The 25149-nt window shown below is 68.1% G+C and carries 25 protein-coding genes; 18 read left to right on the top strand and 7 right to left on the bottom strand.

Translation table 11 applies throughout. The features are described 5' to 3' along the window. The first annotated feature begins 150 nt into the window (after positions 1-150). From FEI13_RS04940 to FEI13_RS04915, 6 genes are all read left to right on the top strand, one after another. Positions 151-861, top strand: a complete 711-nt coding sequence (locus tag FEI13_RS04940; RefSeq protein ID WP_138179948.1) for a UTRA domain-containing protein — start codon at positions 151-153, stop codon at positions 859-861. Between the two features lie 131 nt (positions 862-992). Continuing rightward, positions 993-2024, top strand: coding sequence for a putative 2-aminoethylphosphonate ABC transporter substrate-binding protein (locus tag FEI13_RS04935; protein WP_138179946.1), 1032 nt, complete (start codon positions 993-995; stop codon positions 2022-2024). Between the two features lie 60 nt (positions 2025-2084). Then, the gene (locus tag FEI13_RS04930) at positions 2085-3206 is read left to right on the top strand and encodes a putative 2-aminoethylphosphonate ABC transporter ATP-binding protein (protein WP_138179944.1); all 1122 of its coding nucleotides are present in this window, start codon (positions 2085-2087) and stop codon (positions 3204-3206) included. After that, positions 3203-4894, top strand: coding sequence for a putative 2-aminoethylphosphonate ABC transporter permease subunit (locus FEI13_RS04925; RefSeq protein ID WP_138179942.1), 1692 nt, complete (start codon positions 3203-3205; stop codon positions 4892-4894). The genes FEI13_RS04930 and FEI13_RS04925 overlap by 4 nt, the downstream gene beginning before the upstream one ends. A gap of 111 nt (positions 4895-5005) precedes the next feature. Further along, a complete protein-coding gene (locus FEI13_RS04920) occupies positions 5006-6403 on the top strand; it encodes an FAD-dependent oxidoreductase (protein ID WP_138179940.1) in 1398 nt (465 codons plus the stop codon). Next, the gene (locus tag FEI13_RS04915) at positions 6400-7299 is read left to right on the top strand and encodes an EamA family transporter (protein WP_138179938.1); all 900 of its coding nucleotides are present in this window, start codon (positions 6400-6402) and stop codon (positions 7297-7299) included. Before FEI13_RS04920 ends, FEI13_RS04915 begins: the two co-directional genes overlap by 4 nt. A gap of 71 nt (positions 7300-7370) precedes the next feature. Here FEI13_RS04915 and FEI13_RS04910 read toward each other — a convergent pair whose 3' ends face one another. Next, the gene (locus FEI13_RS04910) at positions 7371-7943 is read right to left on the bottom strand and encodes an HD domain-containing protein (RefSeq protein WP_138179936.1); all 573 of its coding nucleotides are present in this window, start codon (positions 7941-7943) and stop codon (positions 7371-7373) included. Continuing rightward, the gene (tmpA, locus tag FEI13_RS04905) at positions 7940-9088 is read right to left on the bottom strand and encodes a 2-trimethylaminoethylphosphonate dioxygenase (protein ID WP_138179934.1); all 1149 of its coding nucleotides are present in this window, start codon (positions 9086-9088) and stop codon (positions 7940-7942) included. The genes FEI13_RS04910 and tmpA overlap by 4 nt, the downstream gene beginning before the upstream one ends. Before the next feature lie 105 nt (positions 9089-9193). On the opposite strand from tmpA, the gene FEI13_RS04900 reads away from it, so the two are divergent. Continuing rightward, positions 9194-10081 carry a LysR family transcriptional regulator gene (locus FEI13_RS04900; RefSeq protein WP_240036422.1) on the top strand — a complete coding sequence of 296 codons (888 nt, stop codon included), beginning with the start codon at positions 9194-9196 and terminating at the stop codon, positions 10079-10081. Positions 10082-10087: 6 nt separating this feature from the next. Here the strand turns inward: FEI13_RS04900 and FEI13_RS04895 are convergent, their stop codons facing one another. The 3 genes from FEI13_RS04895 to FEI13_RS04885 all read right to left on the bottom strand — a co-directional run bounded on the left by FEI13_RS04895 (position 10088) and on the right by FEI13_RS04885 (position 12165). Beyond that, positions 10088-10675, bottom strand: coding sequence for an HD domain-containing protein (locus FEI13_RS04895; RefSeq protein ID WP_138179929.1), 588 nt, complete (start codon positions 10673-10675; stop codon positions 10088-10090). Then, positions 10676-11809: a TauD/TfdA family dioxygenase gene (locus FEI13_RS04890; RefSeq protein WP_138179927.1), complete on the bottom strand. Its 1134-nt coding sequence runs from the start codon at positions 11807-11809 to the stop codon at positions 10676-10678. It lies immediately after the preceding gene. A 146-nt stretch (positions 11810-11955) separates the two neighbouring features. Further along, the gene (locus FEI13_RS04885) at positions 11956-12165 is read right to left on the bottom strand and encodes a hypothetical protein (protein ID WP_138179925.1); all 210 of its coding nucleotides are present in this window, start codon (positions 12163-12165) and stop codon (positions 11956-11958) included. A gap of 474 nt (positions 12166-12639) precedes the next feature. On the opposite strand from FEI13_RS04885, the gene FEI13_RS04880 reads away from it, so the two are divergent. After that, complete coding sequence (locus FEI13_RS04880) at positions 12640-13758, top strand: alkene reductase (RefSeq protein WP_138179922.1); 1119 nt, start codon at positions 12640-12642, stop codon at positions 13756-13758. A gap of 238 nt (positions 13759-13996) precedes the next feature. Here the strand turns inward: FEI13_RS04880 and FEI13_RS04875 are convergent, their stop codons facing one another. After that, a complete protein-coding gene (locus FEI13_RS04875) occupies positions 13997-14488 on the bottom strand; it encodes a universal stress protein (protein ID WP_138179920.1) in 492 nt (163 codons plus the stop codon). A gap of 111 nt (positions 14489-14599) precedes the next feature. Next, a complete protein-coding gene (locus tag FEI13_RS04870; protein WP_138179918.1) occupies positions 14600-15505 on the bottom strand; it encodes a LysR substrate-binding domain-containing protein in 906 nt (301 codons plus the stop codon). Positions 15506-15720: 215 nt separating this feature from the next. On the opposite strand from FEI13_RS04870, the gene cuyA reads away from it, so the two are divergent. From cuyA to acuR, 10 genes are all read left to right on the top strand, one after another. Further along, entirely contained in the window at positions 15721-16734 is a 1014-nt protein-coding gene (gene cuyA, locus FEI13_RS04865) for a D-cysteate sulfo-lyase (protein WP_138179916.1), read from the top strand. A gap of 112 nt (positions 16735-16846) precedes the next feature. Beyond that, positions 16847-18163, top strand: coding sequence for a histidinol dehydrogenase (hisD, locus tag FEI13_RS04860; protein ID WP_138179914.1), 1317 nt, complete (start codon positions 16847-16849; stop codon positions 18161-18163). Positions 18164-18173: 10 nt separating this feature from the next. After that, entirely contained in the window at positions 18174-19382 is a 1209-nt protein-coding gene (locus tag FEI13_RS04855) for a DegT/DnrJ/EryC1/StrS family aminotransferase (protein ID WP_138179912.1), read from the top strand. 57 nt (positions 19383-19439) lie between these two features. Continuing rightward, on the top strand, positions 19440-19568 hold the full coding sequence (locus FEI13_RS19625; RefSeq protein WP_275668711.1) for a hypothetical protein: 129 nt from the start codon (positions 19440-19442) through the stop codon (positions 19566-19568). Positions 19569-19580: 12 nt separating this feature from the next. Further along, a complete protein-coding gene (locus FEI13_RS04850; RefSeq protein WP_275668710.1) occupies positions 19581-20318 on the top strand; it encodes a TRAP transporter substrate-binding protein in 738 nt (245 codons plus the stop codon). 182 nt (positions 20319-20500) lie between these two features. Then, a complete protein-coding gene (locus FEI13_RS04845) occupies positions 20501-21055 on the top strand; it encodes a TRAP transporter small permease (RefSeq protein WP_204758351.1) in 555 nt (184 codons plus the stop codon). A 5-nt stretch (positions 21056-21060) separates the two neighbouring features. After that, a complete protein-coding gene (locus FEI13_RS04840) occupies positions 21061-22341 on the top strand; it encodes a TRAP transporter large permease (protein ID WP_138179910.1) in 1281 nt (426 codons plus the stop codon). 21 nt (positions 22342-22362) lie between these two features. Next, a complete protein-coding gene (cuyB, locus tag FEI13_RS04835) occupies positions 22363-23112 on the top strand; it encodes a cysteate racemase (protein ID WP_204758350.1) in 750 nt (249 codons plus the stop codon). 159 nt (positions 23113-23271) lie between these two features. Then, positions 23272-24306: a YeiH family protein gene (locus FEI13_RS04830; RefSeq protein WP_138179907.1), complete on the top strand. Its 1035-nt coding sequence runs from the start codon at positions 23272-23274 to the stop codon at positions 24304-24306. A gap of 196 nt (positions 24307-24502) precedes the next feature. After that, positions 24503-25135, top strand: a complete 633-nt coding sequence (gene acuR, locus FEI13_RS04825) for an acrylate utilization transcriptional regulator AcuR (protein ID WP_138179905.1) — start codon at positions 24503-24505, stop codon at positions 25133-25135. The last annotated feature ends 14 nt before the right edge of the window (positions 25136-25149 follow it).

Below are 25149 nucleotides of genomic sequence, written 5' to 3'. Positions count from 1 at the left end.
GGCACGGCAGGGCGGGTCGTTGGGGCAGCGTCGGGGGAGGGCGCCCCCGGGCGGTGACGCCTGGCGGGGCGAATGTGCCAGAATCGGGCCTCGCCCCGGCCAAGGCTTGACGCCTCGGCCACTGCTTCCCAGCCCAGCAGGACTCCCCGCATGAGCGACGCCTACTACCTCCACCTCACCGACCGCCTGCGCGAGCTCCTCCAGGACCCCGCGGCCTTCGGCGGCGATCGACTGCCGGCCGAGCGGGTGCTGGCCGAGCGCTTTCGCACCACGCGGGTCACCCTGCGCCAGGCCCTGGCGCAGCTCGAGGGCGAGGGGCGCATCCATCGCAGCAACCGCCGCGGCTGGTTCGTCTCGCCGCCGCCCCTGGACTACGACCCGACGCGGGACGCCGGCTTCAACGACTACGTGAAGGCCCAGGGGCGCCAACCGCGCACCGAGGTGCTGCTTACCGATACCCGTCCCCATCGTCCGGCCGCCGAGGCGCTGGGCCTGCCCGTCGACCAGCCCTTCCACCACATTCGCCGGCGTCGCTTCGTGGACGACCGCGCGGTGCTCTCGGAGTCGCTCTGGGTCGTGCCGGAGCGCGCCCCGCAGCTGCTCGAGGGGGATTTCACCGGCTCGCTGTGGGGGCAGCTGCGAGGGCGCTGGGGGCTGACGCTGGCCCACCGCTCCCTGCGCCTCTACTCCGAGACGCTGGGCGCCCAGGAAGCGGAGGAGCTGGGCGTGGCCGCCGGCACGGCCGGCCTGAGCGTGCGCCGCACCATTTTCGACGCCCGGCGCCGCCCGGTGGAGTACGACGAAGAGCACTGGCTGCACAATGCGCTGTGCATCACGGTGGACCTGGAAAATACCGCGTAATCAATCGGCTGCATTTTTCATGCGACGTTCAATGAACTGTCATTGAACCGTCACCCGGCATCGCCAGACTCTTGGTATATACCAGATAGGCATTCGCTCATCTGACCTTCACCAAGCACTGGAGCACGACGATGTCCCTCTTCTCCCGTTCCCTGCTGGCCGCCGCGGTGGGCCTCGCCATGACCACCGGGGCCCAGGCGGCCACCGAGCTGACCGTCTACACCGCCGTCGAGGCGGACGACCTGCAGAAGTACGCCGCGCGCTTCGAGCTCGCGCATCCGGAGATCGAGATCAAGTGGGTGCGGGACTCCACCGGCGTCATCACCGCGCGCCTGCTGGCCGAGAAGGAGAACCCCCAGGCCGACGTGGTCTGGGGCCTGGCCGCCACCAGCCTGCTGGTGCTGGAAGAGGAGGGCATGCTGTCCCGCTACGCGCCCGAGGGCGTGGAGGCCCTGGACCCCAAGTTCGTCGATCCGGCCATCCGCGAGGGAAAGGATCCGGCCTGGGTCGGCATGGACGCCTGGGTGGCGTCGATCTGCTACAACACCATCGAAGGCGAGCGCCTGGGCGTGCCCAAGCCCAGCTCCTGGGAAGACCTCACCCGCCCCGAGTATGAGGGCCATGTGATCATGCCCAACCCCAGCTCTTCCGGCACCGGCTACCTGGACGTGGCCAGCTGGATGCAGCTGTGGGACGAGCAGGGCGGCTGGGACTACATGGACCGCCTGCACCAGAACATCGCCCGCTACACCCACTCGGGCTCGGCCCCCTGCAACCTCGCGGCCTCCGGAGAGACCGTGGTGGGCGTCTCCTTCGCCTTCCGCGGCGCGCGTCTCGCGTCCCAGGGCGCGCCCCTCGAGCTGGTCTTCCCCGAGGAGGGTGTCGGCTGGGACATGGAGGCGGCGGCCATCATCGAAGGCAGCGACCGGCGCGAGGCCGCCGAGACCCTGCTCGACTGGGCCGTCACCGAGGAAGCCAACGCGCTCTACAACGAGGGCTATGCGGTGGTGGCCTATCCCGGCGTGGCCGAGCCCATCGAGAACTATCCCGAGAACATCACCGAGCTGATGATCGAGCCCGACTTCAACTGGGCGGCCAACCACCGCGAGCGTCTGCTCGGCGAGTGGCAGCGCCGCTACGACGGCAAGTCCGACAGCCAGTAATCCCCTCGCCATCCTCGTCATTGCCTCGGCGCAGCGCGCCGGGGCTTGGAGTCCTCCTGCATGACCACCCTGACCGTTCCCCAGACCGATTCGGTGCACGCCGCCGTCGCCGATGCCGGCATTCACCTCGAGATCGCCGGCCTGACCAAGCGCTACGGGCAGTTCACGGCCCTGCGCGATATCGACCTCGCCATCCGCGAGGGCGAGTTCGTCTGCTTCCTGGGGCCCTCGGGCTGCGGCAAGACCACCCTGCTGCGCGCCATCGCCGGCTTGGCGCCCCAGAGCGCGGGACGCATCGTCCAGTGCGGCCGTGACATCTCGCGGCTGCCGCCCCAGGCCCGGGACTTCGGCATCGTCTTCCAGTCCTACGCGCTCTTTCCCAATCTCACCGTCTTCGACAACGTGGCCTACGGGCTGCGCAACCGTCGCGACGAGCGCCACCTGATGCGTCAGCGGGTCGCCGAGTTGCTGGCCCTGGTGGACCTGACCGGCAGCGAGGGCAAGTACCCGGCGGCGCTCTCCGGCGGCCAGCAGCAGCGCGTGGCGCTGGCCCGCGCGCTGGCCACCGAGCCGGGCCTGCTGCTGCTCGACGAGCCGCTGTCGGCCCTGGATGCCCGAGTGCGCGTGCACCTGCGCAGCCAGATCAAGGCGCTGCAGGCACGCCTGGGGGTGACCACCATCATGGTGACCCACGACCAGGAGGAGGCCCTGGCCATGGCCGATCGCATCGTGGTGATGAATCACGGCGTGATCGAGCAGGTGGGCACGCCGGCCGAGATCTACCGCCACCCCGCCAGCGCCTTCGTGGCCGAGTTCATCGGCAGCATGAACTTCCTCGACTGCCGCCCTGAGGGCGGTCACGGCCTGCGCCTCGGTGAGCAGCGCCTGGACTGCGCGGCTCACCACTGCGCCGACGAGGAGCGGGTGCGTCTGGCCATTCGCCCCGAGGCGGTGCAGCTGTGCGCGCAGGACGAGGGGCTCTCGGCCCGGGTCGACCACGTCGAGTTCCTGGGCGCCTTCCTGCGGGTCAGCCTGACCCTCGAGGCGAGCGGGCAGGCGCTGACCGCGGACGTCGCCGTGCGCGACGGCGAGCGCCTGGGGCTCGAGCAGGGAATGACCCTCGGCGCTCGCCTGCCGGCCGAGGCGATGCGCCTCTTTCCCAGCGAGGAGGCCCGGGCATGATCGCAGGTGCCTCCATCTGGCCCGAGCGGCTCTCCGGCGAGGCTCTGATCCGGCTGCTGGCGCTGCTGCTGGCGCTGGGCCTGCTGGTGGTGGGGCTGCTCTTTCCCCTGGCCGCCATGCTGGTCAAGAGCGTGCAGGATCGCGCCGGCGACTTCATCGGCCTGGCCAACTTCGCCCGCTACGTGCAGACCCCGGCCCTGGCCGGCTCCATCGTCAACTCGCTGACGGTGGCCCTGACCAGCACCGTGATCGTGGTCGGGCTCGCCTTCCTCTGCGCCTACGGCATCACCCGCACCTGCATGCCGGGAAAGCGGCTGTTTCGCATGCTGGCCACCCTGCCGATCCTCGCGCCCTCGCTGCTGCCGGCCATCAGCCTCGTCTACCTGTTCGGCAACCAGGGTTGGTTCCGGGAGGCGCTGATGGGGGAGAGCATCTACGGTCCCATCGGCATCGTCATGGGCATGTGCTTCTGGATCTTCCCCCATGCGCTGATGATCCTGGTGACGGCGCTGGCCAACAGCGACGCGCGCCTCTATGAGGCCGCGGAAGCGCTCGGCACGCCGAAGTGGCGCAGCTTTCTCACCATCACCCTGCCGGGCGCCCGCTACGGGCTGATCTCCTGCGCCTTCGTGGTCTTCACCATGGCGATCACCGATTTCGGGGTGCCCAAGATCATCGGCGGGCAGTTCAGCGTACTGGCCACCGACGTCTACCGGCAGGTGGTAGGGCAGCAGAACTTCCAGATGGGCGCGGTGGTCAGCGTGATCCTGCTGGCGCCGGCGCTGGTCTCCTTCGCGGTGGACCGCTGGATCCAGCGCCGCCAGGTGGCCCAGCTCTCGGCCCGGGCGGTGCCCTGGCAGCCGAGCCCCAGCCCCCTGCGGGACTGGACCTTCGCCGCGCTCTGCTACGGCGTGGCGGCGATCATCCTGACGGTGATCGGCACCGCCATCTACGCCTCCCTGGTGCAGTTCTGGCCCTACGACCTGGCGCTGACCCTCGAGCACTACGCCTTCGAAGCGCTGGCCGGCGGCGGCTGGGCCGCCTGGTTCAACTCCCTGACGCTCGCCTTCTTCGTGGCGTCGATCGGCACCCTGGTGATCTTCTTCAACGCCTGGCTGATCGAGAAGAGCGACGGCTACCGCGCGCTGCGCCAGGGGCTTCACTTCCTGGCCATGCTGCCCATGGCGGTGCCGGGCATGGTGCTGGGCCTGGCCTACATCTTCTTCTTCAACCAGCCCGACAATCCGCTGAACTGGATCTACGGCACCCTGATCATCCTGGTGCTCAACACCCTGGTGCACTTCTACACCGTCTGCCATCTCACCTCGGTGACCGCGCTCAAGCAGCTCGACCCCGAGTTCGAGGCGGTGGGCGCCTCGCTCAAGGTGCCGTTCTGGACCACCTTCCGTCGCGTGACCCTGCCGGTCTCGCTGCCGGCGGTGCTGGATATCTCGGTCTACCTGTTCGTCAACGCCATGACCACGGTCTCGGCGGTGGTCTTCCTCTACACCAGCGACACGCGCCTGGCCTCCGTGGCGGTGATGCACCTCGACGAGGCCGGCTACTTCGCCAGCGCCGCGGCCATGGCGGTGCTGATCTTCTTCACCTCGCTGGCGGTCAAGCTGGCCCATGCGGCGATCAGCCATCTGCTGCTGACCCGCGCCCAGCGCTGGCGACAGGCGAGCTAGGCCCCGCCACCCTACCTCATGTTTGTTATCCCGGCCGTCTGGCACGCCCCTTCTGGCCGGGATCATGCTCCGGGCCAGGACCCGGGGCGTTCACGGTTTGAAGGAGTTTTCATGCGTCCTTTCTGGTTGACTCAGGCCCTGGAGCAGGCGCCTGAGGCGCCGGCACCGTCCCTGGAGCGGGACCTGCGCGTCGACGTGTGCATCGTCGGCGGCGGCTACACCGGCCTGTGGACCGCCATTATGCTGCGCCAGCAGGCACCCGGCCTGCGCGTGGCGCTGATCGAGGCCGACCTCTGCGGGGCCGGGGCCAGCGGCCGCAACGGCGGCTGCGTGCTGGGCTGGGCCAGCAAGTACCCGACCCTGCACCGGCTGTTCGGCGAGGAGGAGGCCCGCCGGCTGGTCGTCGAGTCGGAGCGCAGCGTCGCGGAGATCGGCGACTTCTGCCGCGAGCACGGCATCGAGGCCGAGTTCCGCCATGACGGCACCCTGTTCACCGCCACTAATGGCGCCCAGCAGGCGGACATCGCCCCGCTGATGAACGGGCTGGCCGAGCGGGGCATCGGCAGCTTCGCGTCGCTGGAGGCGGCGGAGGTACAGCGGCGCAGCGGCTCGGCGCGCCACCGGCAGGGCTGGTTCTCGCCTCGGGCGGCCACGGTGCAGCCCGCCAAGCTGGCGCGTGGCCTGCGTCGCGTGGCCCGGGAACTGGGCGTCGAGCTGTTCGAGCGAACGCCCATGCAGGCCCTGGAGCGGGGCCGCCCGGCTCGGGTGGTCACGCCGCGCGGCAGCCTCATCGCCGACAAGGTGGTGCTGGCCACCAATGCCTGGACGGCCCGGCTGCTTCCCGAGTACCGGCGTACCATCGCCATCGTCTCCAGCGACATGGTGATCACCGAGCCCGCCCCCGAGGCGCTCGCGGAAACCGGGCTCGTCGATGGCGTCTCGGTGCTCGATTCGCGCACCTTCGTGCACTACTACCGCACCACCCCGCAGGGCCGCCTGATGCTGGGCAAGGGGGGCAACACCTTCGCCTTCGGCGGGCACGTGCATGGCGTCTTCGACCGGCCGTCCCGCTACCGGGCGGCGCTGCGCCAGAGCCTGACGGAGTTCTTCCCCCGCCTTGCCGAGGTGCCGCTGGCCGCCAGCTGGACCGGCCCCTCGGATCGCTCGGTGACCGGCCTACCGTTCTTCGGTGCCCTGCCGGGCCATGCCAATATCGTCTACGGCTTCGGCTACTCCGGCAACGGGGTGGGCCCGACGCGAATGGGGGCCAAGCTGCTCACGGCCCTGGTGCTGGAGCAGAACAATCTCTGGCGCCGTTCGCCGCTGGCCCGGGGACCGTTGGGACAGTTCCCGCCGGAGCCCGTGCGCTACCTGGGCTCCTTGATGGTGCGCAATGCCATTCGTCGTAAGGAGCGCCACGAGGACCTCGAACGGCTGCCGCGGCCCTGGGACCGCTGGCTGGCCAACTTCGCCGCGGCGGCAGGCAAGTCCGACAAGCTCGCCTCGTGAGTCCCGCGGCGCTGGGACTCGTGCTGCTGTCGGTCTGCCTGCACGCCGGCTGGAACCTGATGGGCAAGGGGCGCGCGCCGTCGCTGGCCTTCTTCGTGCTGGCGATGGGCGCCGGGGCGCTGGCGCTGGCGCCGCTGCTGTGGCTGGGGCCGTCGCCGGCGGCGCTGCCGCCGGCGTTCTGGGGCTGGCTCGTCGCCTCGGGGCTCTGCCAGATGCTCTACCTGGGCGGCCTGGCCTGGGCCTATGCCCGCGGCGAGATCAGCGTGCTCTATCCCATCGCCCGCGCCCTGCCGGTGGTGCTGGTGCCCCTGGTGTCGGTGGTCGTGCTGGGCAGTCGCGCCCTGACGCCCCTCGATCTTGCCGGCATGGGGCTGATCGTGATCGGCGCGCTCTGCCTGCCCCTGACGAGCCCGCGGGCGCTGCGGCCCTCGACCTACCTGACCCCGGCGTTCGGCTTCGCCCTGCTGGCGGCGGTGGCCACCGCCGGCTACTCGCTGATCGACAACCGGGCCCTGGCGCTGATGATGGCGAGCGGCTACACCAGTCTCGCCGCCGGCAGTCACTTCATGGTGCTCCAGGCGCTGATGACTCTGGCCTGGGGCCTGCCCGCGGTGCTGCTGCTGCTGCCCGTCGAGCGGTGCCGCCTCGCCGCGCTCTGGGACGGAGAGCGATCTGCAATGGCGCTGACCGGGATCATGATGCTCACCACCTACGGCTTGGTGCTGGTGGCGATGGCCCTCACCGAGGAGGTGAGCCTGGTCGTCGCCATGCGCCAGCTGTCGATCCCGCTCGGCGTGGTGCTCGGGGTGTGGTGGCTGCGCGAGCGCGCGGCACCGGCCAAGTGGCTCGGTACCGCGCTGATGCTCGCTGGGCTGTGGGTGGTGGCGCTGCCCTGAGGCGAAGAGGAGGAGGGTGATGGGGGCGGCGGCGTCCGGTGGGACGCCGCCGTGTACCGGCCCGGCAGCGATCAGCTCGCCCGGTGGGCCTCGATCAGGCGCCGCACCCGGGGGGCGAAGTGGGCGAACTCCGGCGTCTGGCGGCCGGCTTCCTTGCCGGCATCGTCCAGCAGGCGCACCTTGAGGATCGCCTCCAGGTGGGGGTGCTGGGCGAAACGCTCCGCCTCATCGGCCGCCATGGGGCCCCCCTGCAGGCGCAGGGAGTGCTGCGAGGCCCGGGACAGGGTGTCGGCATAGGCCGGGTCGACCGCACAGAGGTAGCGCTTGGCTGCCACGTGCTCGCGAATGCAGGCGACCACCGCCGGCGGCAGGTGCGCCTCGACCAGGGCGGCGCCGGTGCTCTCGTGGCAGCGATCCTCGGTGTCGGTCAGGGCGAAGGTGCCGCGATCCCCGGCGAAGTGGCCGATGTCGTGGAGCAGGGCGCCGACGATGATCTCGTCGCTCGCGCCCTGCTGCTCGGCCAGCCAGGCCCCCTGCAGCATGTGTTCGGCCATGGTGACCGCCTCGCCCAGGTAGCTCTTGGCGCCCTGCTCGGCGAAGAGGGTGGCGAGGGTCTCGACGACGGTATCCGGCGTGTGGGTCATGCGTCGGCTCCTTCGATGGCGGTTTCCAGGCAGGCGAGGGTGGAGAGCAGGCCGTCGCGGTCGGCGTAGCAGCCCTGCAGCCAGCGCGACCCCTCGCCCGAGTAGCCGGTGCGCGCGTGCAGCACCCGGGTGTTGTCGACCAGGAAGGCCTCGCCAGGGGACAGCTTGAAGGTCACGCCGAGCTCCGGGGACTCGAGCAGCTCGCCGAGGCGGCGATAGGCGGCGTAGTAGGCGGCCATGTCGTCGAAGGGGATGTCGGTGAAGGGCGCTGCGGAGCGGTTGTTGAAGCGAATGCCGATCAGCTCGCCGTCCGGGGCCAGCTCGATCATCGGGCGCCGGGCCTGCAGGCAGACGTCGCCGAGGCCGCGATACTCGAAGCGGGCGCAGTAGCCGGCAAGCAGTTCGAAGCCGCGGGGATCCTCCTCGCGCAGGCGCTGGGCGGCGCGGAAGCCGTCCACCACTCGGTTGTCGCCGCCGGCCGCGGAGTTCTCCAGGCAGTAGAGCAGCTGCAGGGTCGGCGCCGGATCCCGGTAGGGGTTATCGGTGTGGGCCGGCAGGCCGAGGCCGGTGAAGGCCAGGTTGGTCGGGGCGATCTCGCTGCGCACCTCGAAGTAGCGGCCGTAGTTGGTCTCCCGGGTGAAGCCGAACTGGGCCACCACGTCGAGCAGGGCGCCATCCTCGATCGGGCCGCCCGTGAGCTTGCCGATGCCGTAGCGGCGAATGTCGGCGAGCCATCGCCGCTTGACGGCGTCGTCGCGGCCCAGGGCCGTGATATCGGCGCAGGGCAGGCGCTCGGCCAGTGAGGCGTCCCAGGTCTCTGCGTGCGCGTCGAGCCAGCCGCGCCGGGCGGGCGGTTCGCGATCATAGGCATGTTGCCAGAGCCAGGCGCCTTCGAAGGCGAACTCACGCCCCTCCGGGGCCATGGCCACGATCAGGCGTCCCGCCTCGACCCGCGCCTCGGTCAGCCGCAGGGTGGCGGGGATGTCGGCGAGGCTGATCAGACGCTGGCCGTTGTCGGGGGAGCGGGTGGTGGCGTCCTGGGCGTTGTCGCGCAGCCAGACGCCATGAAAGCGGCGTTGCGCGCCCTGCTGGAAGGTCAGCAGGACGGCCTGGCCGTGGTCGATCAGTTCGGCGGTCTCGAGCATGAGGCTCTCCATGACACGGTGAGATGGATGGATGCCTGGCCATTTGACGTCGCCGGTGGCATAACGACAATCAACGGTTTTTGGGGTGAGAGGTGCAAATTTCTTATGGCTGAATCCACCGCCCTGCTGCCCTCCCTGGAGTGGGTCCGGGTCTTCGAATCGGCGGCGCGGCTGGGCAGTTTCACCGCTGCGGCCCGGGAGCTGGGGCTGACCCAGGCCGCCGTCAGCCAGCGCATCCGCCACCTGGAAGAGCGGCTGGGGGTGTCGCTGTTCGAGCGCCAGGCGCGGGGAGTGACCCTGTCGCTTCAGGGCGAGGCCTGGCTGCCCCACGTGCAGCAGTCCCTCGAGCGGCTCACCCACAGCGCCGACAGTCTCTTCGCGGCGCCTCGCACCCGCCTGAGCCTGATGGCCTCGGTCTCGCTGATCGAGCTCTGGATCGTGCCGCGCCTGGCCGCGCTGCAGGTCGAGCTGCCCAGGCGACAGCTGGTCCTCTCCACCATGCATCGCTGGCCGGACTACGCCCAGGCGGAGGCCGATCTGGACATTCGCTTCGGGGAGGGCGACTGGCCGGAGCGGGTCAGCCATCGGCTGTTCGGCGAGGTGCTCGCGCCCATGGCAACACCGGCGCTGCTGGCCGGCGTCGATGATTGGCGCCGCCTGCCGCGCATCGCCGTGGCCGGGCCACGGCTGGGCTGGCGGGAGTGGGATCAGCGAGTGGAGGCGGGCCCCGGCCCGATGCCGGTGGTACGCCTGGATAGCCTGGTGCAGGCCCTGCGCGCCGCCGAGGCCGGCGCGGGGGTGCTGCTGGGCTCGTTGCCCCTCTGCCGCGCGGCGCTGCAGGCCGGGCGGCTGCGGCGCGCGAGCCCCGAGACGCTGCCCATGGCCGAGGGCTACTGGCTGACCCGGCGCAGCGTCCGCTCCGCCGGGCCCGAGTTCGAGCGCGTGCTGGCGGCCCTGCGCCCCGCGGAAGACCTCGCCGATGGTGGACGCTGAGGCCGCTCAGGGCTCCAGCGGATGCTCCTCGCCGATCACCGCCGGGTCGAAGGGCGTGCGCGAAAAGACGCGGCGCAGCATCGGCTCGAAGTGCTCGAGGGGCGGGGTGGGGTAGTCCGGGTCGAAGGAGGCCTGATCGTAGCGCTCGCAGAAGTCGACGCAGGCCTGATAGCAGGGGTGGTCCCGGTAGCGGTCGCGGGCGTTCGGGTCCATGCCGAAGTGGTGGGCGAAGTAGTAGGTCTGGAAGAGACCGTGGTGATGGACCACCCAGGTCACCTCGCCGCGTACGTAGGGGCGGATGATCGACGCGGCCAGCTGGGAGTGGTTGTAGGGCGCCAGGTCATCGCCCAGGTCGTGCAGCAGGGCGCCGACGATCATGTCCTCATCGGCGCCGTCGGCCTCGGCCCGGGCGGCCGACTGCAGCGAGTGCTCCAGCCGCGTGACCCGGTAGCCGCTCAGGCTGTGCTCGAGCTGGCGCAGCGCGTCCAGCAGGCGATCCACCAGCCCCCGGTTGAACTGCTCCTCCAGGCCCTCGAGAAAGACGTACTCTTCCCGGGTGCCGTCCTTCATCTGACGGAATGCGACCTGTTCCATTCAGGCGACCTCCTCGATCGAATCATGATGTTTCACTAGGCTCGCGAAGCGTTCGCGCGGGCCGTCGGTGTCCAGGTAGCAGCCCTGGAGATGGCGGCGCCCCTCGCTGCTGTCGTAGCTGGTGCGCCCGTGCAGCACCCGGCTGTTATCGAACAGCATCAGCTCGCCGGCGTTAAGGGCGAAGCGCCGCTCGTAGGTCGGGTCCGCGAACAGTTCGCCGAGCCGCTGCCGGGCCCCGTGAAAGAGCCGAGTCTCGGCATCGGAGAGCAGCGGCAGGGCGTCGAGCCGCGGGCTGTAATGCACGCCGGTCGGATGGCCGTCGTCGTCGGTCTGGATCATGGTGCGGTGGGTGACGAGCTCGGTGCCGGCATCGACGAAGCGAAAGCGCACCGGCGTGGTCTTGAGCAGCGCATACCCCTCGGGGGACTCGTGGCGCAGCCGCTCGAGCACCTTGAGGCTGTCGACCAGGGTCGAGAGCCCGCCGCGGGTCTCGTTGACCAGGCAGTGCAGCAGCTGGATGCCCGGCACGGGGTTCCGGTAAGGATTGTCGGTATGCGGGCCCAACGCCACGCTGCGATAGGCCAGGTCGTTGCCGCTCGGCCGCGAGTAGACCTCGAAGTAGCGGCCGAAGTTGGTCTCCTTGACGTAGCCGAAGTGACTGCCGACCTCGAGGATACGCTCGGGGTCGGTGGGCACGCCGTAGAGCACCAGGTGACCATAGCGCAGATAGGCATCCAGCGAGGCGCGAAAGTAGCCCGGCTCCGCGAGCACTCGCCGCCAGTCGAAGCGCACGCGATCCGCCTCCAGGCGGGCATCCCAGGGCTCGGCTGTGGGGAAAGTCGCCGCGTCATCGAGCTCGGCGGCCAGCACGCGAAGATCGTAGGTCTCGCGGTGGCCATCGCTGAAGGCCAGCGTCGCGTGGTGCTCGTCGACTCGGGACACTTCCTCCAGCGTTAGCGCCGTGTCGATGGCGTGGGAATCGAACAGGCGCTGCTGGGTCATCGGCTCCAGCTGGTCGGGCGATTGAGTCCGCTCGCGCAGCCATAGCGGGCTGATCTCACGGGAGGCATCGCCGTTCTGGAGGCGAACCGCTGGCGGCTGCTCGTGGAGGACGAACGCGGGGTGGGTGGGCATGAAGGGCATCCTCGTGTGGCTTGGTCATCACGCTAACGATCGCCGGCATGGTGACCGGCGCGCCGCCGCACGAGTAGGGCCGTTGGCTTATCGCCTGGCATGCACTTTTCTTATACCCGTTCTTGAACTCATTCCTATCGCTATCGTCATCGCCGTGACCCCGGGAGCGCGTCGTCCACGCGAGCGCAGGGGCCGCGAGACGCATCCCGTGAGGCGCGCCGCGCCTCGAGGATGGCGTCGTTGCGCAGTTCCGGGCGCACGATGTCGTCCGGGTCGAGCAGGGCAGCCAGCGTGTGGCGGCGAGTGACAGCCGAGGCGTGAGTGGTGGTGTGAGCGGTAGTAGTGCGGTGGGTCATGATCGTCTCCGTTTCCCCTGGGGTGCGCTGGACAGGGTGGTTCGGCAAGCGCCGACCCAGGGGAGAGGAGTCGCACGCCGCTTTAGCTGTATTTCTATTCCGCCCGCAAGTTGGTGCTTAAATCGGCGGCGGCCCGGGGGCCAGGCAACAAAAAACCCGCTTTGCGTGTGCTAAAACGGGCCTCTGGCAGCGCTTTAGCGGTATTTGTAGAGCGCCCGCAAGCTGGAGTTCAAATCGGCGCTGTCTGAATCATAGGCCCCGTCGCGCCCGGATGTAAAGCCTTGCCTCGGCCCCGGGTCGGCCCGTCGTCGAGGCCCGTGCGTCGCCGGCACGATACCGCCCCGGATATCGATTAACGCGTTAATCATTAGCGGGGGTAGCCAGCGCTCGGATGTTACTAGTAAACTGGTCTAATCAAGTCGGGCGCCGAGGCGCCGAGCCCGGATCCACACCCATCGAAGAGGACGTTACCGCATGGCGTACGAGACCCTGCTGACACCGACCCGCCTGGGCCGCCTGACGCTGCCCAACCGCATCCTGATGGCGCCGCTGACCCGGGCCCGCACGCCCGACAGCGTGCCGGGCGAGCTGCAGCAGGCCTACTACGGCCAGCGCGCCGGCGCGGGGCTGATCATCAGCGAGGCGACCAATATCTCGCCCACCGCGAGGGGCTACGTCTATACCCCCGGCATCTGGACCGACGAGCAGGAAGCCGGCTGGAAGGGCGTGGTCGACGCCGTGCACGCCAAGGGCGGACGCATGGCCCTGCAGCTGTGGCACGTCGGCCGCGTCTCCCACGAGATGGTGCAGCCGGATGGCCAGGCGCCGGTGGCGCCGAGCGCCTTGAAGGGGGAAGGGGCCCAGTGCTTCGTCGAGTTTCCGGACGGCAGCGCCGGCCAGCACGAGACCAGCACCCCGCGGGCGCTTGAGACCGACGAGATCCCCGGCCTCGTAGAGGACTATCGCCAGGCGGCGATTCGCGCCCAGCGGGCCGGCTTCGACATGGTCGAGGTGCACGCGGCCAACGCCTACCTGCTCAACCAGTTCCTGGCCACCGGCACCAACCGGCGTACCGACCAGTACGGCGGTTCGCTGGAGAACCGTGCGCGGTTTCCGTTGGAAGTGGTCGATGCGGTGGCCGAGGTGTTCGGCCCCGCGCGCACCGGCATTCGCCTGACGCCCTTCATCGAGATCTTCGGCCTGACCGACGAGGAGCCGGAGGCGATGGCCTTCTACCTGATGGAGCAGCTGTCCCATCGCGGCCTCGCCTATGTGCATGTCAACGAGCCGGACTGGGCCGGCGGGGACATCCAGTTCAGCGATGACTTCCGTCGCGGCCTGCGTGAGCGTTTCACCGGCAGCCTGATCTTCTGCGGCCACTACGACGCTGAGCACGCCCAGCGGACCATCGACGACGGGATCGCCGATGCGGTGGCCATCGGGCGCTCCTACATCGCCAACCCGGATCTGGTCGAGCGCTTCCGCGTCGGCGCCGCGCTCAACGAGCCGAACCCCGATACCTTCTATGGCGGCGACGAGGCGGGCTACACCGACTATCCGTTCCTTGACAACAGCTTCGATCGTCACGGCTGATCATCGGCCTGGTTTTGTCCAATGCTTTGCTGTTTGGCCCCCTCGTTGAGGGGGTCTTTTTTTGGACTCATCGCAGATCAGCGTGATAGGGGCGAGGTTTGTAGGAGCGCTGCTCTCCTGTGGACGATGGTTTCCCCGCAAAGTGCGATGATCCCCTTTTTGACCGCCCGCGACGCGGTGGAGTATCGCGTCAAGGAACTGGAGCGCGGCACCACCTTCACCCTGTCGCTGCCGCGGATCAGTCGCGACGCGGCGGCACCACCACCACCGGCACGTGGGAGCGCTTGATCACGCCCTTGGTGATCTTGCCCGCATAGGTGGCCGAGAAGCTGCGCTTGTTGGCCGCCATCACGATCATGTCGCTGCCGCTGCGATGGGCATAGTCGGTGATCACCACGGCCGGATAGCCCTCCAGCACGCTGCGCTTCATCTCGCGGGCGCCGAAGGCGTCACGCAGCTCGGGGTGGCCGGCCCAGAAGGTCTCGATCTTCGCATCCAGCACCTCGCTGGCCTCCTTGAGACGCTGTTCCCGTAGGGTCTCGAGGATCTCCCGATCCGGGATGTTGACCCGGAGCGTGTTGACGACGTCATCGGACAGCGACTTGACCGCGTGCAGCACCTCTAGTTCGGCGCCGGTGGCCACCGCCAGTCCCACCGCGTGCGCCAGCACCGGATTGCAGTCGATCTTCAGCCCCACACAGCACAGGATGCGACGGATACCATGGCTCATGATGCCTCCTTGGACGGCGCGGCAACCAGGCGCCGCGTCGCGCGATCGGTGATGAGTAAGCTGCACTATCTTATCGCACTCGGCCCATAGCGCCGAGGGTTGGCGTCGCGCTCATATTGTCGGCGGCCGGTCGTGCATCAGCTGCCACAGCGTCTCCAGCGAGGTGGACTCGACGTCGGGCTGGCGGTAGCAGGCCACGACCAGCTTCGGGCCGCCCAGCGTGTCCAGCAGCGAGATCAGCCGGCCCGCCATCAGGTCCTCCTCGATCAGGCCGTGGGGCAGCCAGCCGATCCCCAGGCCCGCCAGGGTCAGCTCGCGGATGCCGATCGTGAACGAGGTCTCGCACACCAGCTCGGTATCGAAGCGGCGTTGAAGGTCGAGCAGGTAGGGACTGGCCAGCACCCCGCCGAGGAAGCTGTCCGTCTCGTAACCGATCAGCGGCAGGTGGGCCTGGCCCCCGAGATCGAACAGCGGCTGTCCCTGCTGGTCCGTGGCGCAGACCGGGATCAGCTGCTCCACACCCAGCGGAACGCGCTCGATCTCCTCACGATCGAGGAACAGCGGCGTGCCCTCGAGCTCGCTGCACAGTAGTAGATCGGCGTCGCCACGCTGGAAGTTGCGGATGCAGTCGCTGCGATCTGACGATCGGACCTGCAGGCGCGCCTCGGGCGCCTGCTGACGGAAGTGACGCAGCAGCCGGGGCAGATAGCTCACGGTGAGGGTGTGCTGGGTGGTCAGGATCGCCCGGGGGCCGTGCAGGGCATCCGCCCGGATGCGGCTGCGCATCGCGTAGAGGCGCGCCAGCCAGTCGCGCATCGACAACTCGTAGGTCCGCGCATGGGGCGTGAGCGCGAGGCGTGGCGAGTGGCGATCGATCAGCTCGACCCCCAGCCACTCCTCCAGCTGGCGGATGCGACGCGAAAAGGCCGGCTGGGTGACGTGCCGCACCTCCGCGGCCTGGGAGAACGTGCCTGCCTCGATAAGCGCAAGAAAATCTTCTATCCATTCGATTTTCATAATAATTTTCCGGGATTAGGCGCTAACAAAGGCATATTTGTGGTGTATGCAAAAAAGTAACCGTCCATGAGTATCTTGGCATTGGTGCGCGTCGGCGTGTAGGTATTAGCTTTAGTCCAGACCGGTCGGTGGCAAACGGTGATTCGCCGGCCCGTTGACCGTCTCATTTCGAGAGTACGCTTATGCCACAACAAATTACTCGCCTGGAGGCTCGTATGCATCTTTCCCGCTTTCCCCGTGTCCGGCTCGGCCACATGCCGACACCGCTCGAGCCGATGGACAACCTGAGCCGTCTGCTGGGTGGCCCGCGCCTGTGGGTCAAGCGCGACGACTGCACGGGGCTCTCCACCGGCGGCAACAAGACCCGCAAGCTCGAGTTCCTGATGGCCGATGCCCTGGAGAAGGGCGCCGACATCATCATCACCCAGGGCGCAACCCAGTCTAACCATGCCCGCCAGACCGTCGCGGCGGCCTGCAAGCTGGGCCTGGGCTGCCACATCCTGCTCGAGGATCGCACCGGCAGCCATGACCCGGCCTACAACTACAATGGCAACGTCTTCCTCGACCAGCTGCACGGCGCCAGCGTCGAGAAGCGTCCCGGCGGTGCCGACATGGCGGCCGAGATGGAGGCCCTGGCCGAGACGCTGAAGGCCGAAGGCAAGACCCCCTACATCATTCCCGGCGGCGGCTCCAACGAGATCGGCGCCCTGGGCTACGTCAACGCCGCCCTGGAGCTGCTCGCTCAGGCCAATGACATGGGCCTGCAGATCGATCACCTGGTGCATGCCACCGGCAGCGCCGGCACCCAGGCCGGCCTCGTCACCGGCCTGTCCGCCTGCAACGCGGGCATCCCGGTGCTCGGCGTCGGCGTGCGTGCGCCCAAGGACAAGCAGGAGGCCAACGTCTTCGCGCTGGCCCAGAAGACCGAGGCCAAGCTCGGGCTGACCACCGTCGTGTCTCGCGAGGACGTCGTGGCCAACTGCGACTACGTGGGCGAGGGCTACGGCATCCCCACCGAGAGCATGGTCGAGGCCGTCACCCTGATGGCGCGTCACGAGGGCATCCTGCTCGATCCGGTCTACTCCGGCAAGGGCATGGCGGGCCTGATCGACCTGATCCGCAAGGGCCATTTCAAGGAAGGCGAGAACGTGGTGTTCCTGCACACCGGCGGCAGCGTCGCGCTGTTCGGCTACCCGGATGCCTTCGGCTTCCCCGACTACCAGGCGTGACGATCGGTCCCCGGCCCTCGGTGGGCCGCGAGGGGCCGAGTCGTCGTCCCCGGGGTGCGCCCCGGGGGATTCATCAGTGATTTGAGCCGTTAGCGCCATTGCGGAGAACACCATGACAATTCGATATCTCAAGACGGCCGAGGGCGCCGAGGGCGTCGCCGCCGAGGATCAACGGGTCACCACCGCGGTGCGTCAGATGCTCGACGACATTCGCGAGCGTGGCGAGCCGGCCGTGCGCGAGTACGCCGAGAAGTTCGACGGCTGGACCGAGGACTTCGTGCTCAGCGACGAGAAGCGCCAGCGTCTCATCGACGGCGTGCCGCAGTCGGTGAAGGACGACATCGACTTCGCCCATCGCCAGATTCGCCGCTTCGCCGAGGCGCAGCGCGACAGCCTGAGCTCCTTCGAGATCGAGACCGAGCCCGGCGTGCTGCTCGGCCAGCGAGTGCTGCCGGTCGACTGCGCCGGCTGCTACATTCCCGGCGGCCGCTATGCCCATGCCGCCTCGGCGCTGATGAGCGTGGCGACGGCCAAGGCGGCCGGCGTGCCCCACGTGGTGGCCTGTTCCCCGCCCCGCGGCGACAGCATCAACCCGGCGGTGGTCTATGCCCTGCACGTGGCCGGCGCCGACATGATCCTCGAGATGGGCGGCGTGCATGCCATGGCGAGCATGGCCTTCGGCCTGTTCGGCGGGCGTGAGGCCGACATCCTGGTCGGCCCGGGCAATGCCTACGTGGCCGAGGCCAAACGCCTGCTGTTCGGCCAGGTCGGCATCGACGTCTTCGCCGGCCCGACCGAATCGGCGGTGATCGCCGACGACTCCGCCGACCCGATGACCATCGCCGTCGACCTGGTCTCCCAGGCCGAGCACGGCACCAACTCGCCGGTGTGGCTGTTTACCACCAGCGAGGCCCTGGGGCAGAAGGTCATCGAACTGGTGCCCAAGGTCGCCGACGACATGCCCAACGCCGACGTCATCCATGCCGCCTGGCGCGATCATGGCGAGGTGATCCTGGGCGATACCCGCGAGGAGGTCGTCGAAGTCAGCGATCGCTACGCCTGCGAGCACCTGCAGGTGCTGTGCGCGGACCTCGACTGGTGGAAGGAGCACCTGGGCAACTACGGCTCGCTGTTCCTCGGCGAGGGCAGCACCGTCACCCATGGCGACAAGTGCTCGGGCACCAACCACATCCTGCCGACCAAGCGTGCCGGCCGCTACAGCGGCGGCCTGAACGTGCACAAGTTCATGAAGGTGCTGACCACCCAGCAGCTCAGCGAGGAGGCCAACCGCACCTTCAGCGCCGTGGGCTCGCGCATCTCCCGCGTCGAGGGCATGGAAGGACACGCCCGGGCCTGTGATTGGCGCCTGACCAAGTACTTCCCCGACGAGCAGTGGGATTTCCCCGTCCATCACCAGCAGCGTTACTGAGGTAGGTCCCATGCGCCGTTTCTCGAAATCCTTTACCCAGCAGGAGCCGATCGCCGAGGCAGCGATCGAGGCCGCGGTGGCGGTCATGCGCACCGGTCGCCTGCACCGCTACAACCTGGTCGAGGGCGAGAAGGGCGAGACCGCCTTGCTGGAGCAGGAGTTCGCCGCGAGTCTCGGCGTGCCCTACGTGCTGGCCTGCGCTTCCGGGGGCTATGCGCTGCAGCTGGCGCTGCGCGCCTGCGGGCTCGAGCGCGGCGAGGCGGTGCTGTGCAACGCCTTCACCCTCTCGCCGGTGCCCGGCAGCATCCACGCCGCGGGCGGCGAGGCCGTGCTGGTGGACATTCGCGAGGACACCACCGTCGACCCCGACGATCTGGCCGCCGCGGCGCAGGAGAGTGGGGCGCGCTTCTTCCTGCTCTCGCACATGCGCGGCCACATCGGCGACATGGACGCCATCATGGCGGTCTGCGAGGCCCACGGCATCACCCTGATCGAGGACTGCGCCCATACCATGGGGGCCTGCTACGACGGCCGGCCCAGTGGCACCTTCGGCAAGGTGGGCTGCTTCAGCACCCAGACCTACAAGCACCTCAACTCCGGCGAGGGGGGGCTTTTGAGCACCGACGATCCCGAGGTGATGCGCCGCGCGGTGATCATGTCGGGCTCCTACATGCTCTACGACCGTCATCTGGCGGCTCCGCCGGCCGAGACGTTCAGCGAGACGCGCTTGGTGACGCCCAACATGAGCGGGCGGATGGATAACCTGCGCGCGGCGATCCTGCGCCCGCAGCTGGCCGAGCTCGAGTCCCGCAGGCAGCGCTGGAATACGCTCTATCGCCGCCTCGAGGCGGGGCTGGGCGCGATGGCCCCGGTCGAGACGATTCCCCGGCCTGAAAAAGAGGATTTCGTGGGCAGTTCGATCCAGTTCCGGCTGCCAGCGTTCACCCACGACGAGATCGCCCGGTTCATCGCCGGCTGCGAGGCGCGCGGCATTCCTCTCAAGTGGTATGGGAAATCGCAGCCCGAGGACTACACCAGCCGCTACGACAGCTGGGGCTATCTCGGCGCGACGCGCTCCCTGCCCAACGCCGACCGTGTGTTGGCCACGCTGTGCGACCTGAGGCTGCCGTTGACCTTCGATGAAGGAGACTGTGACGACATCGTCCAGCTGATGGGCGACGCCCTGGCGCAGGCAACCAACAAGACGACGCCCGAGTAGTGCATACGCGTCGTATGCACTAGCAGCACCCACCCGATGAAGATTGGAGTGACAACAATGTTCAAGAAAACCCTCTTGGCCTCCGCTGTTCTTGCCACCCTGACTGCGCATGCCGCCCAGGCAGAGACGACCTTCAAGGTCGGCATGGGGGACCCGATGGATTCCGACCAAGGGGCGCTGGCATAGCGTTTCGAGGAGTTGGTCGAAGAACTCTTCGGGAGCGAGATGCAGGTCGAGCTGTTCCCCGGTGGGCAACTCGGTTCCGAGACGGGCAGGATCCAGGATACTCGCATCGGCAAGCTCGACTTCGCCCTGATCGACGTAGGGAACTTGACCCCCTATGCCCCTCGGCTCGGTGCCTTGACCATGCCCTACGCGATCCGCAGCCACGCCGATGCGGTGAAGGCTACCACGGTGCCGCTGGCTGACCGCTGGAATGCAATCGCCGAAGAGGAAGCCGGCGTACATATCCTCAGCTGGCTATATTCCAACTTCCGCTACCTCACCAACTCCGAAAGGCCCGTGACCACCCTGGAGGATATCGAGGGGCTCAAGATCAGGGTGCCACAGAACGAGCTGATGCTGGCCACGTACGAGGCCTGGGGCGCCAGCCCGATCAGCATGTCCTGGCCCGAGGTGTTCACCGGCTTTCAGCAAGGCGTGATCGATGGCCAGGACAATCCTTACATCGTCAACTACACGATGAAGTTCCACGAGGTGCAGGATTACCTCACTGAGGTCCACTACCAGTACTCCCTTCAGCCGAGCGTGATGGGTGTCAGGACCTACGAGAAACTCAGCGACGAAGAGCGCGCAATCATCGATCGTGCCGGACTCGAAGCCCAGCTATATGCGCTGCAGTTCCAGCTGACCGAAGCCTCCAAGGCCCGCGCCGGCATGGAGGTAGAAGGTGCCGAGGTATCGACTGGAAGATGAGGAGGAGTGGGTTCGAATTGCCAAGGAAGAGGTCTGGCCTGAGTTTTACGACGAGATCGGTGGTCAGGAAGCCTTCGAGGAAATACAGAAGGCATTGGGCCACTGAGTGAGGCTGGGCCGGGCAACGATGGGTCGCCTGGCCTGGCTCCCTCCTCGCACTCCCACAGGGGAAGGAGGCTTTCGTGTTAGCAAAGTTCAATCATATCGAAGACTACGCCTGCCGCTTCCTGCTCGGTGTTTTCGTCGTGCTGTTGTTCGTTCAGGTGGTCATGCGGGTGACGCTGGGCATCGGCATGGCGTGGATCGAGGAACTGGCGCGCTACGCGTTCATCTGGTTCGTGTTCCTGGGGGCGGCTCACGCCGCGCATCTGGGGGCCCATAACCGCCTGCAGACGCACATCAAGCTGTTGCCCAAACGCGTCGCCAATACCCTGCTGCTGCTGGTCGACCTGATGTGGGTGGGCTTCTGCCTGGTGCTGGCCTGGAAGAGCCTGGATCTGATCGGGCTGCTGCTGGAGTTTCCCTACGACTCGCCGGCCCTGGGCTGGTCTCTGGCCTACGTCTACTTCGTGTTCCCCATCGCCTTCGTGCTGATGGCCTTTCGCGTGCTGCAGGTCCAGTACATGAAGCTGGTCAAGGGCATCGAACCCGGCGACGTGGAACAGCAGGAAGTCAGCAAGATTACCGAGGGGGAGTCCAACACCACCGGAAACTCCTCCTCCAACGGCAAGGGGTAAGCCGCATGGCCGCAACGGTACTGTTTTCCATGTTCGGGGCGCTGCTGTTCTTCGGCGCGCCCATCGTGGTGGCCCTCGGGGTCGCCTCCATGGCGGTCTACGTGCTCAACGGCGACGACATCAGCTCGCTGATCGAGCTGGCTTTTTCCGCCATCAACTCGTTTCCGCTCATGGCGCTGCCCTCGTTCATCCTGGCCGGCGCCCTGATGGGCGACGCCGGCATCGCTCGGCGCCTGATCCATATCGCCGAGGAGCTGGCGGGTCCCGCCGCCGGGGGGCTTGGCGCCGCCGCGGTCATGGCCTGCATGTTCTTCGGTGCGATTTCCGGCTCCGGGCCTGCGACGACGGCCGCGGTCGGCATGCTGGTGATTCCGGCGATGATCGAGCGCGGCTACGGGCGCAGCTATCCGGCGGCGATCACCGCCACCGCCGGCGGGCTCGGGGTGGTGATCCCGCCCAGCATGCCGCTGGTGATCTACGGCGTGACCGCCAACGAGTCCATCTCGGGGCTGTTCATGGCCGGGGTCTTCCCGGGCATCATGCTCGGCGTGGGCCTGATCGTGGCCAACTACATCACCGCCAAGCGCAACGGCTACCAGACCGAGGGCTCGGGCTATGATTTCAAGCGCATCGTCAAGGTCCTGAAGGACGGCTTCTGGTCGCTGATGGCGCCGGTGGTGATCCTGGGCGGCATCTACTCCGGGATGTTCACGCCCACCGAGGCGGCGGTGGTGTCGATCTTCTATGCCCTGTTCGTCGGCATCTTCATCCACAAGGAGTCGTCGTTGCGCGGGCTCAACGAGGCCTTCCAGAGCACCACCTGGCTGACCGGTCGGGTGCTGATCATCATGTTCACCGCCACCGCCTTCGGTCGCATCCTGGTCGAGAATCACATCCCGGCGATGATCGCCCAGGGCATTCTCGAGATCACCGACAGTCTGTGGCTGGTCTGGATCCTGGTGATCGGCTTCCTGCTGATCGTGGGCATGTTCATCGAGATACTCGCCACCATCATGATCGTCACCCCGGTGCTGCTGCCGGTGATGGTCGAGCTGGGCGTCGATCCGATCCACTTCGGGATCGTGCTGGTGGTCAGCCTCGGGATCGGCTTCTCCACGCCGCCCCTGGGCGAGAACATGTTCATCAGCTCGAGCATCGCCAACGTCTCCATCGAGCGCATCTCGGTCCGCGCCATTCCGCTGGTCGGCTCCATGGTGGTGATCGATCTGCTGCTGGCGTTCTTCCCCCAGATCACCCTGTGGCTGCCCACGATGCTGGGCTTCTGATCACCCATGAATAGGCAAACGATGACGACTGACGACCGCGACAGCCAGGCCCTTTCCCGCGATCCGCACACCATGGTCGGCGTGCTGGGGGGCATGGGGCCCGATGCCACCGTGACCTTCATGCAGCGGGTCATCGACGCCACGCCCGCCGAGGACGATATCGACCACGTCCACCTGCTGGTGGACAACAACCCCAAGGTGCCCTCGCGGATCAAGGCGCTGATCGACGGCGACGGTGAGAACCCGGGGCCGGCGATCGCCGAGATGGCGCGGCGCCTGGAGCGGGCCGGCGCCGCCTTCCTGGTGATGCCATGCAACACCGCCCACTACTACTGGCGGGATGCTCAGGATGCGGTCGACATCCCGGTCTGGCACATCGTCGAGCGCACGCTGGACAGCGTCGCCCGACTCGTACCCGGGGCGCGAGTCGGTCTGCTCTGCTCGCCGGCGCTGCGCAAGATCGGCCTCTATGAGGGCTTCGTCAAAGCGCGGGGCCTGTCGCTGGTCTATCCCGAGGACGAGGCCGCGGTGCTCGAGGTAATTCGCGCCGTCAAGCGCGGGGAGGGGCGTCACCCCGACACCCGGGCCGCCTTCGCCCGGGCCGCCGACGACCTCAAGGCGCGCGGGGCGGATGTGCTGGTGCTGGCCTGCACCGAACTCTCGGTCATCGACGACGCCCTCGACGGCTCGCTGCCGGTCGTGGATAGCGTCCGCGTGCTGGCCGAGCAGGTGGTGGCCGCCGCCGAGGGCGTCGAGGCCGTCACGCCCTGAGCTTCGAGTCTGAGCCGTCATGGCTCAGCCGTCCCGACCGATTCGGTCCGAGCGACGCTCGGACCCCGTTTTCCCGCCTCGCCGGGCCGTGTCGTTCCCGCCCACTGCGGCGGGGAGCGGCGACGTGCGTCCGTCAGGCGGCTCCAGGAGAACTGCGACATGAAAACCACGCTCTTCGATACGCCACTCACCGAACGGTTCGGCAGGGCCCGGCCCATCGGCCGCGGCCTGCTGGTGTGCGTCACCATCGCCCTGGCTACCACCTTCATCGCCGACCACTACGGGGGCCCCACGCTGCTCTACGCCCTGCTGTTCGGCATGTCGCTGCACTTCCTGAGCGAGGAGGGGCGTTGCCGCGAGGGCATCGAGTTTGCCGCCCGCACCGTGCTGCGCCTCGGCGTGGCCCTGCTGGGGGCGCGCATGACCCTCGCCCAGGTCGGCGACCTGGGGATCGGCCCCGTGCTCACCGTGGTGGTGGCCGTGGCCCTGGTCATCGCCATGGGCTCGGTGCTGGCCCGGGTGCTGGGCCTGGATCGCGATCTGGGGCTCTTGACCGGCGGCGCCGTCGCCATCTGCGGTGCCTCGGCGGCGCTCGCCCTGTCGGCGGTGATGCCGCGCCACGAGACCCATGAGCGCAACACCATCCTTACGGTGGTCGGGGTCACGACCCTCTCGACCATGGCGATGGTGATCTATCCGCTGATCGCCGGGGCCCTGGAACTCGCCAACGGCCAGGCGGGGATCTTCCTCGGCGGCACCATCCACGACGTGGCCCAGGTGGTGGGGGCCGGCTACATGATCTCCGAGCAGACCGGCGATGTCTCGACGCTGGTCAAGCTGGTGCGGGTGGCCATGCTGGTGCCGGCGGTGATGGTCTTCATGTGGCTGTTCCGGGCCTCGCGCCAGGCAGAGGGGGCGGCGACCAAGGTGCCGATGCTGCCGAGCTTCCTGGTGGGCTTCGTGGTGCTGGTGCTGGTCAACAGCATGGGGCTGATTCCCGAGGCGGTGAACGAGGGCATGTCGACCCTGTCCCGCTGGTGTCTGGTCACCGCCATCGCCGCCCTCGGCATCAAGACCTCGTTCCAGAAGCTCGCGGTGGTGGGCTGGAAGCCGGTGATCCTGATGGCGCTGGAGACCGTCTTCCTGCTGGTCGTGGTGCTCGGCGTGGTGCTGATCGGCGGCCTGGGCACCTGATCGCCCGGGCGACCTCGCACTTCTAGCGTCGAATTCCCGGACGTCGAGCTACCGAAAAAAGAAGCGGCCAGCCGGCATTCGTCGGCTGGCCGCATTGGTATGTGCGGGGAGGGGAGAGCGGCAGCAGCAGGGGGGCGGTCGATGCGTCGGCGCTTCTCGATTTGATTTTATAGACAACCGGTCTATATTAAACGGCATGACCGATACGACCTCCAAGCCACGCCGTGGCCGGCCCCCCAGGGTGCCGCGCGACGACCCGGATACCCGGGCAGCCCTGATCCGCAGCGGCACCGAGGTGCTGACCGAACAGGGCTTCAGCGCCTCGGGCATCGACGGCATCCTCAAGCGTGTCGGTGTTCCCAAGGGCTCGTTCTACTACTACTTCGACAGCAAGGAGGCGTTCGGGCGCGCCGTGATGGAGCACTACGGCGCCTACTTCGCGAGGAAGCTGGATCGCCATCTGGGGGACGCCGCGCGCTCGCCGCTTTCGCGCATCGAGGCCTTCGTCGCCGATGCCCGCGACGGCATGGCCCGCCACGACTTCCGCCGGGGCTGCCTGGTCGGCAACCTCGGCCAGGAGGCCGGCGGTCTGCCGGAGGGGTATCGGGAGTGGCTGCGGGCGACCCTCGACGAGTGGAAGCAGCGCCTGGCGCGCTGCCTGCACGAGGCCCAGGCGGCCGGCGAGCTCGCCGATCACGCCGACTGCGAGCGGCTCGCCGAGGCCTTCTGGATCGGCTGGGAGGGCGCGGTGATGCGCGCAAGACTCGAACGCCGGGCGCGTCCCCTGGAGGTCTTCATCACCACGTACATGGAGGGGCTGCCCCGCTAGCGGGCGCCGCTTCA

The organism is Halomonas urmiana (assembly GCF_005780185.1).
In the GTDB taxonomy this organism is placed as follows: domain Bacteria; phylum Pseudomonadota; class Gammaproteobacteria; order Pseudomonadales; family Halomonadaceae; genus Halomonas; species Halomonas urmiana.
Note: the sequence above shows the minus strand (reverse complement) of the source record. Positions and strands in the feature narration are given on the sequence as shown.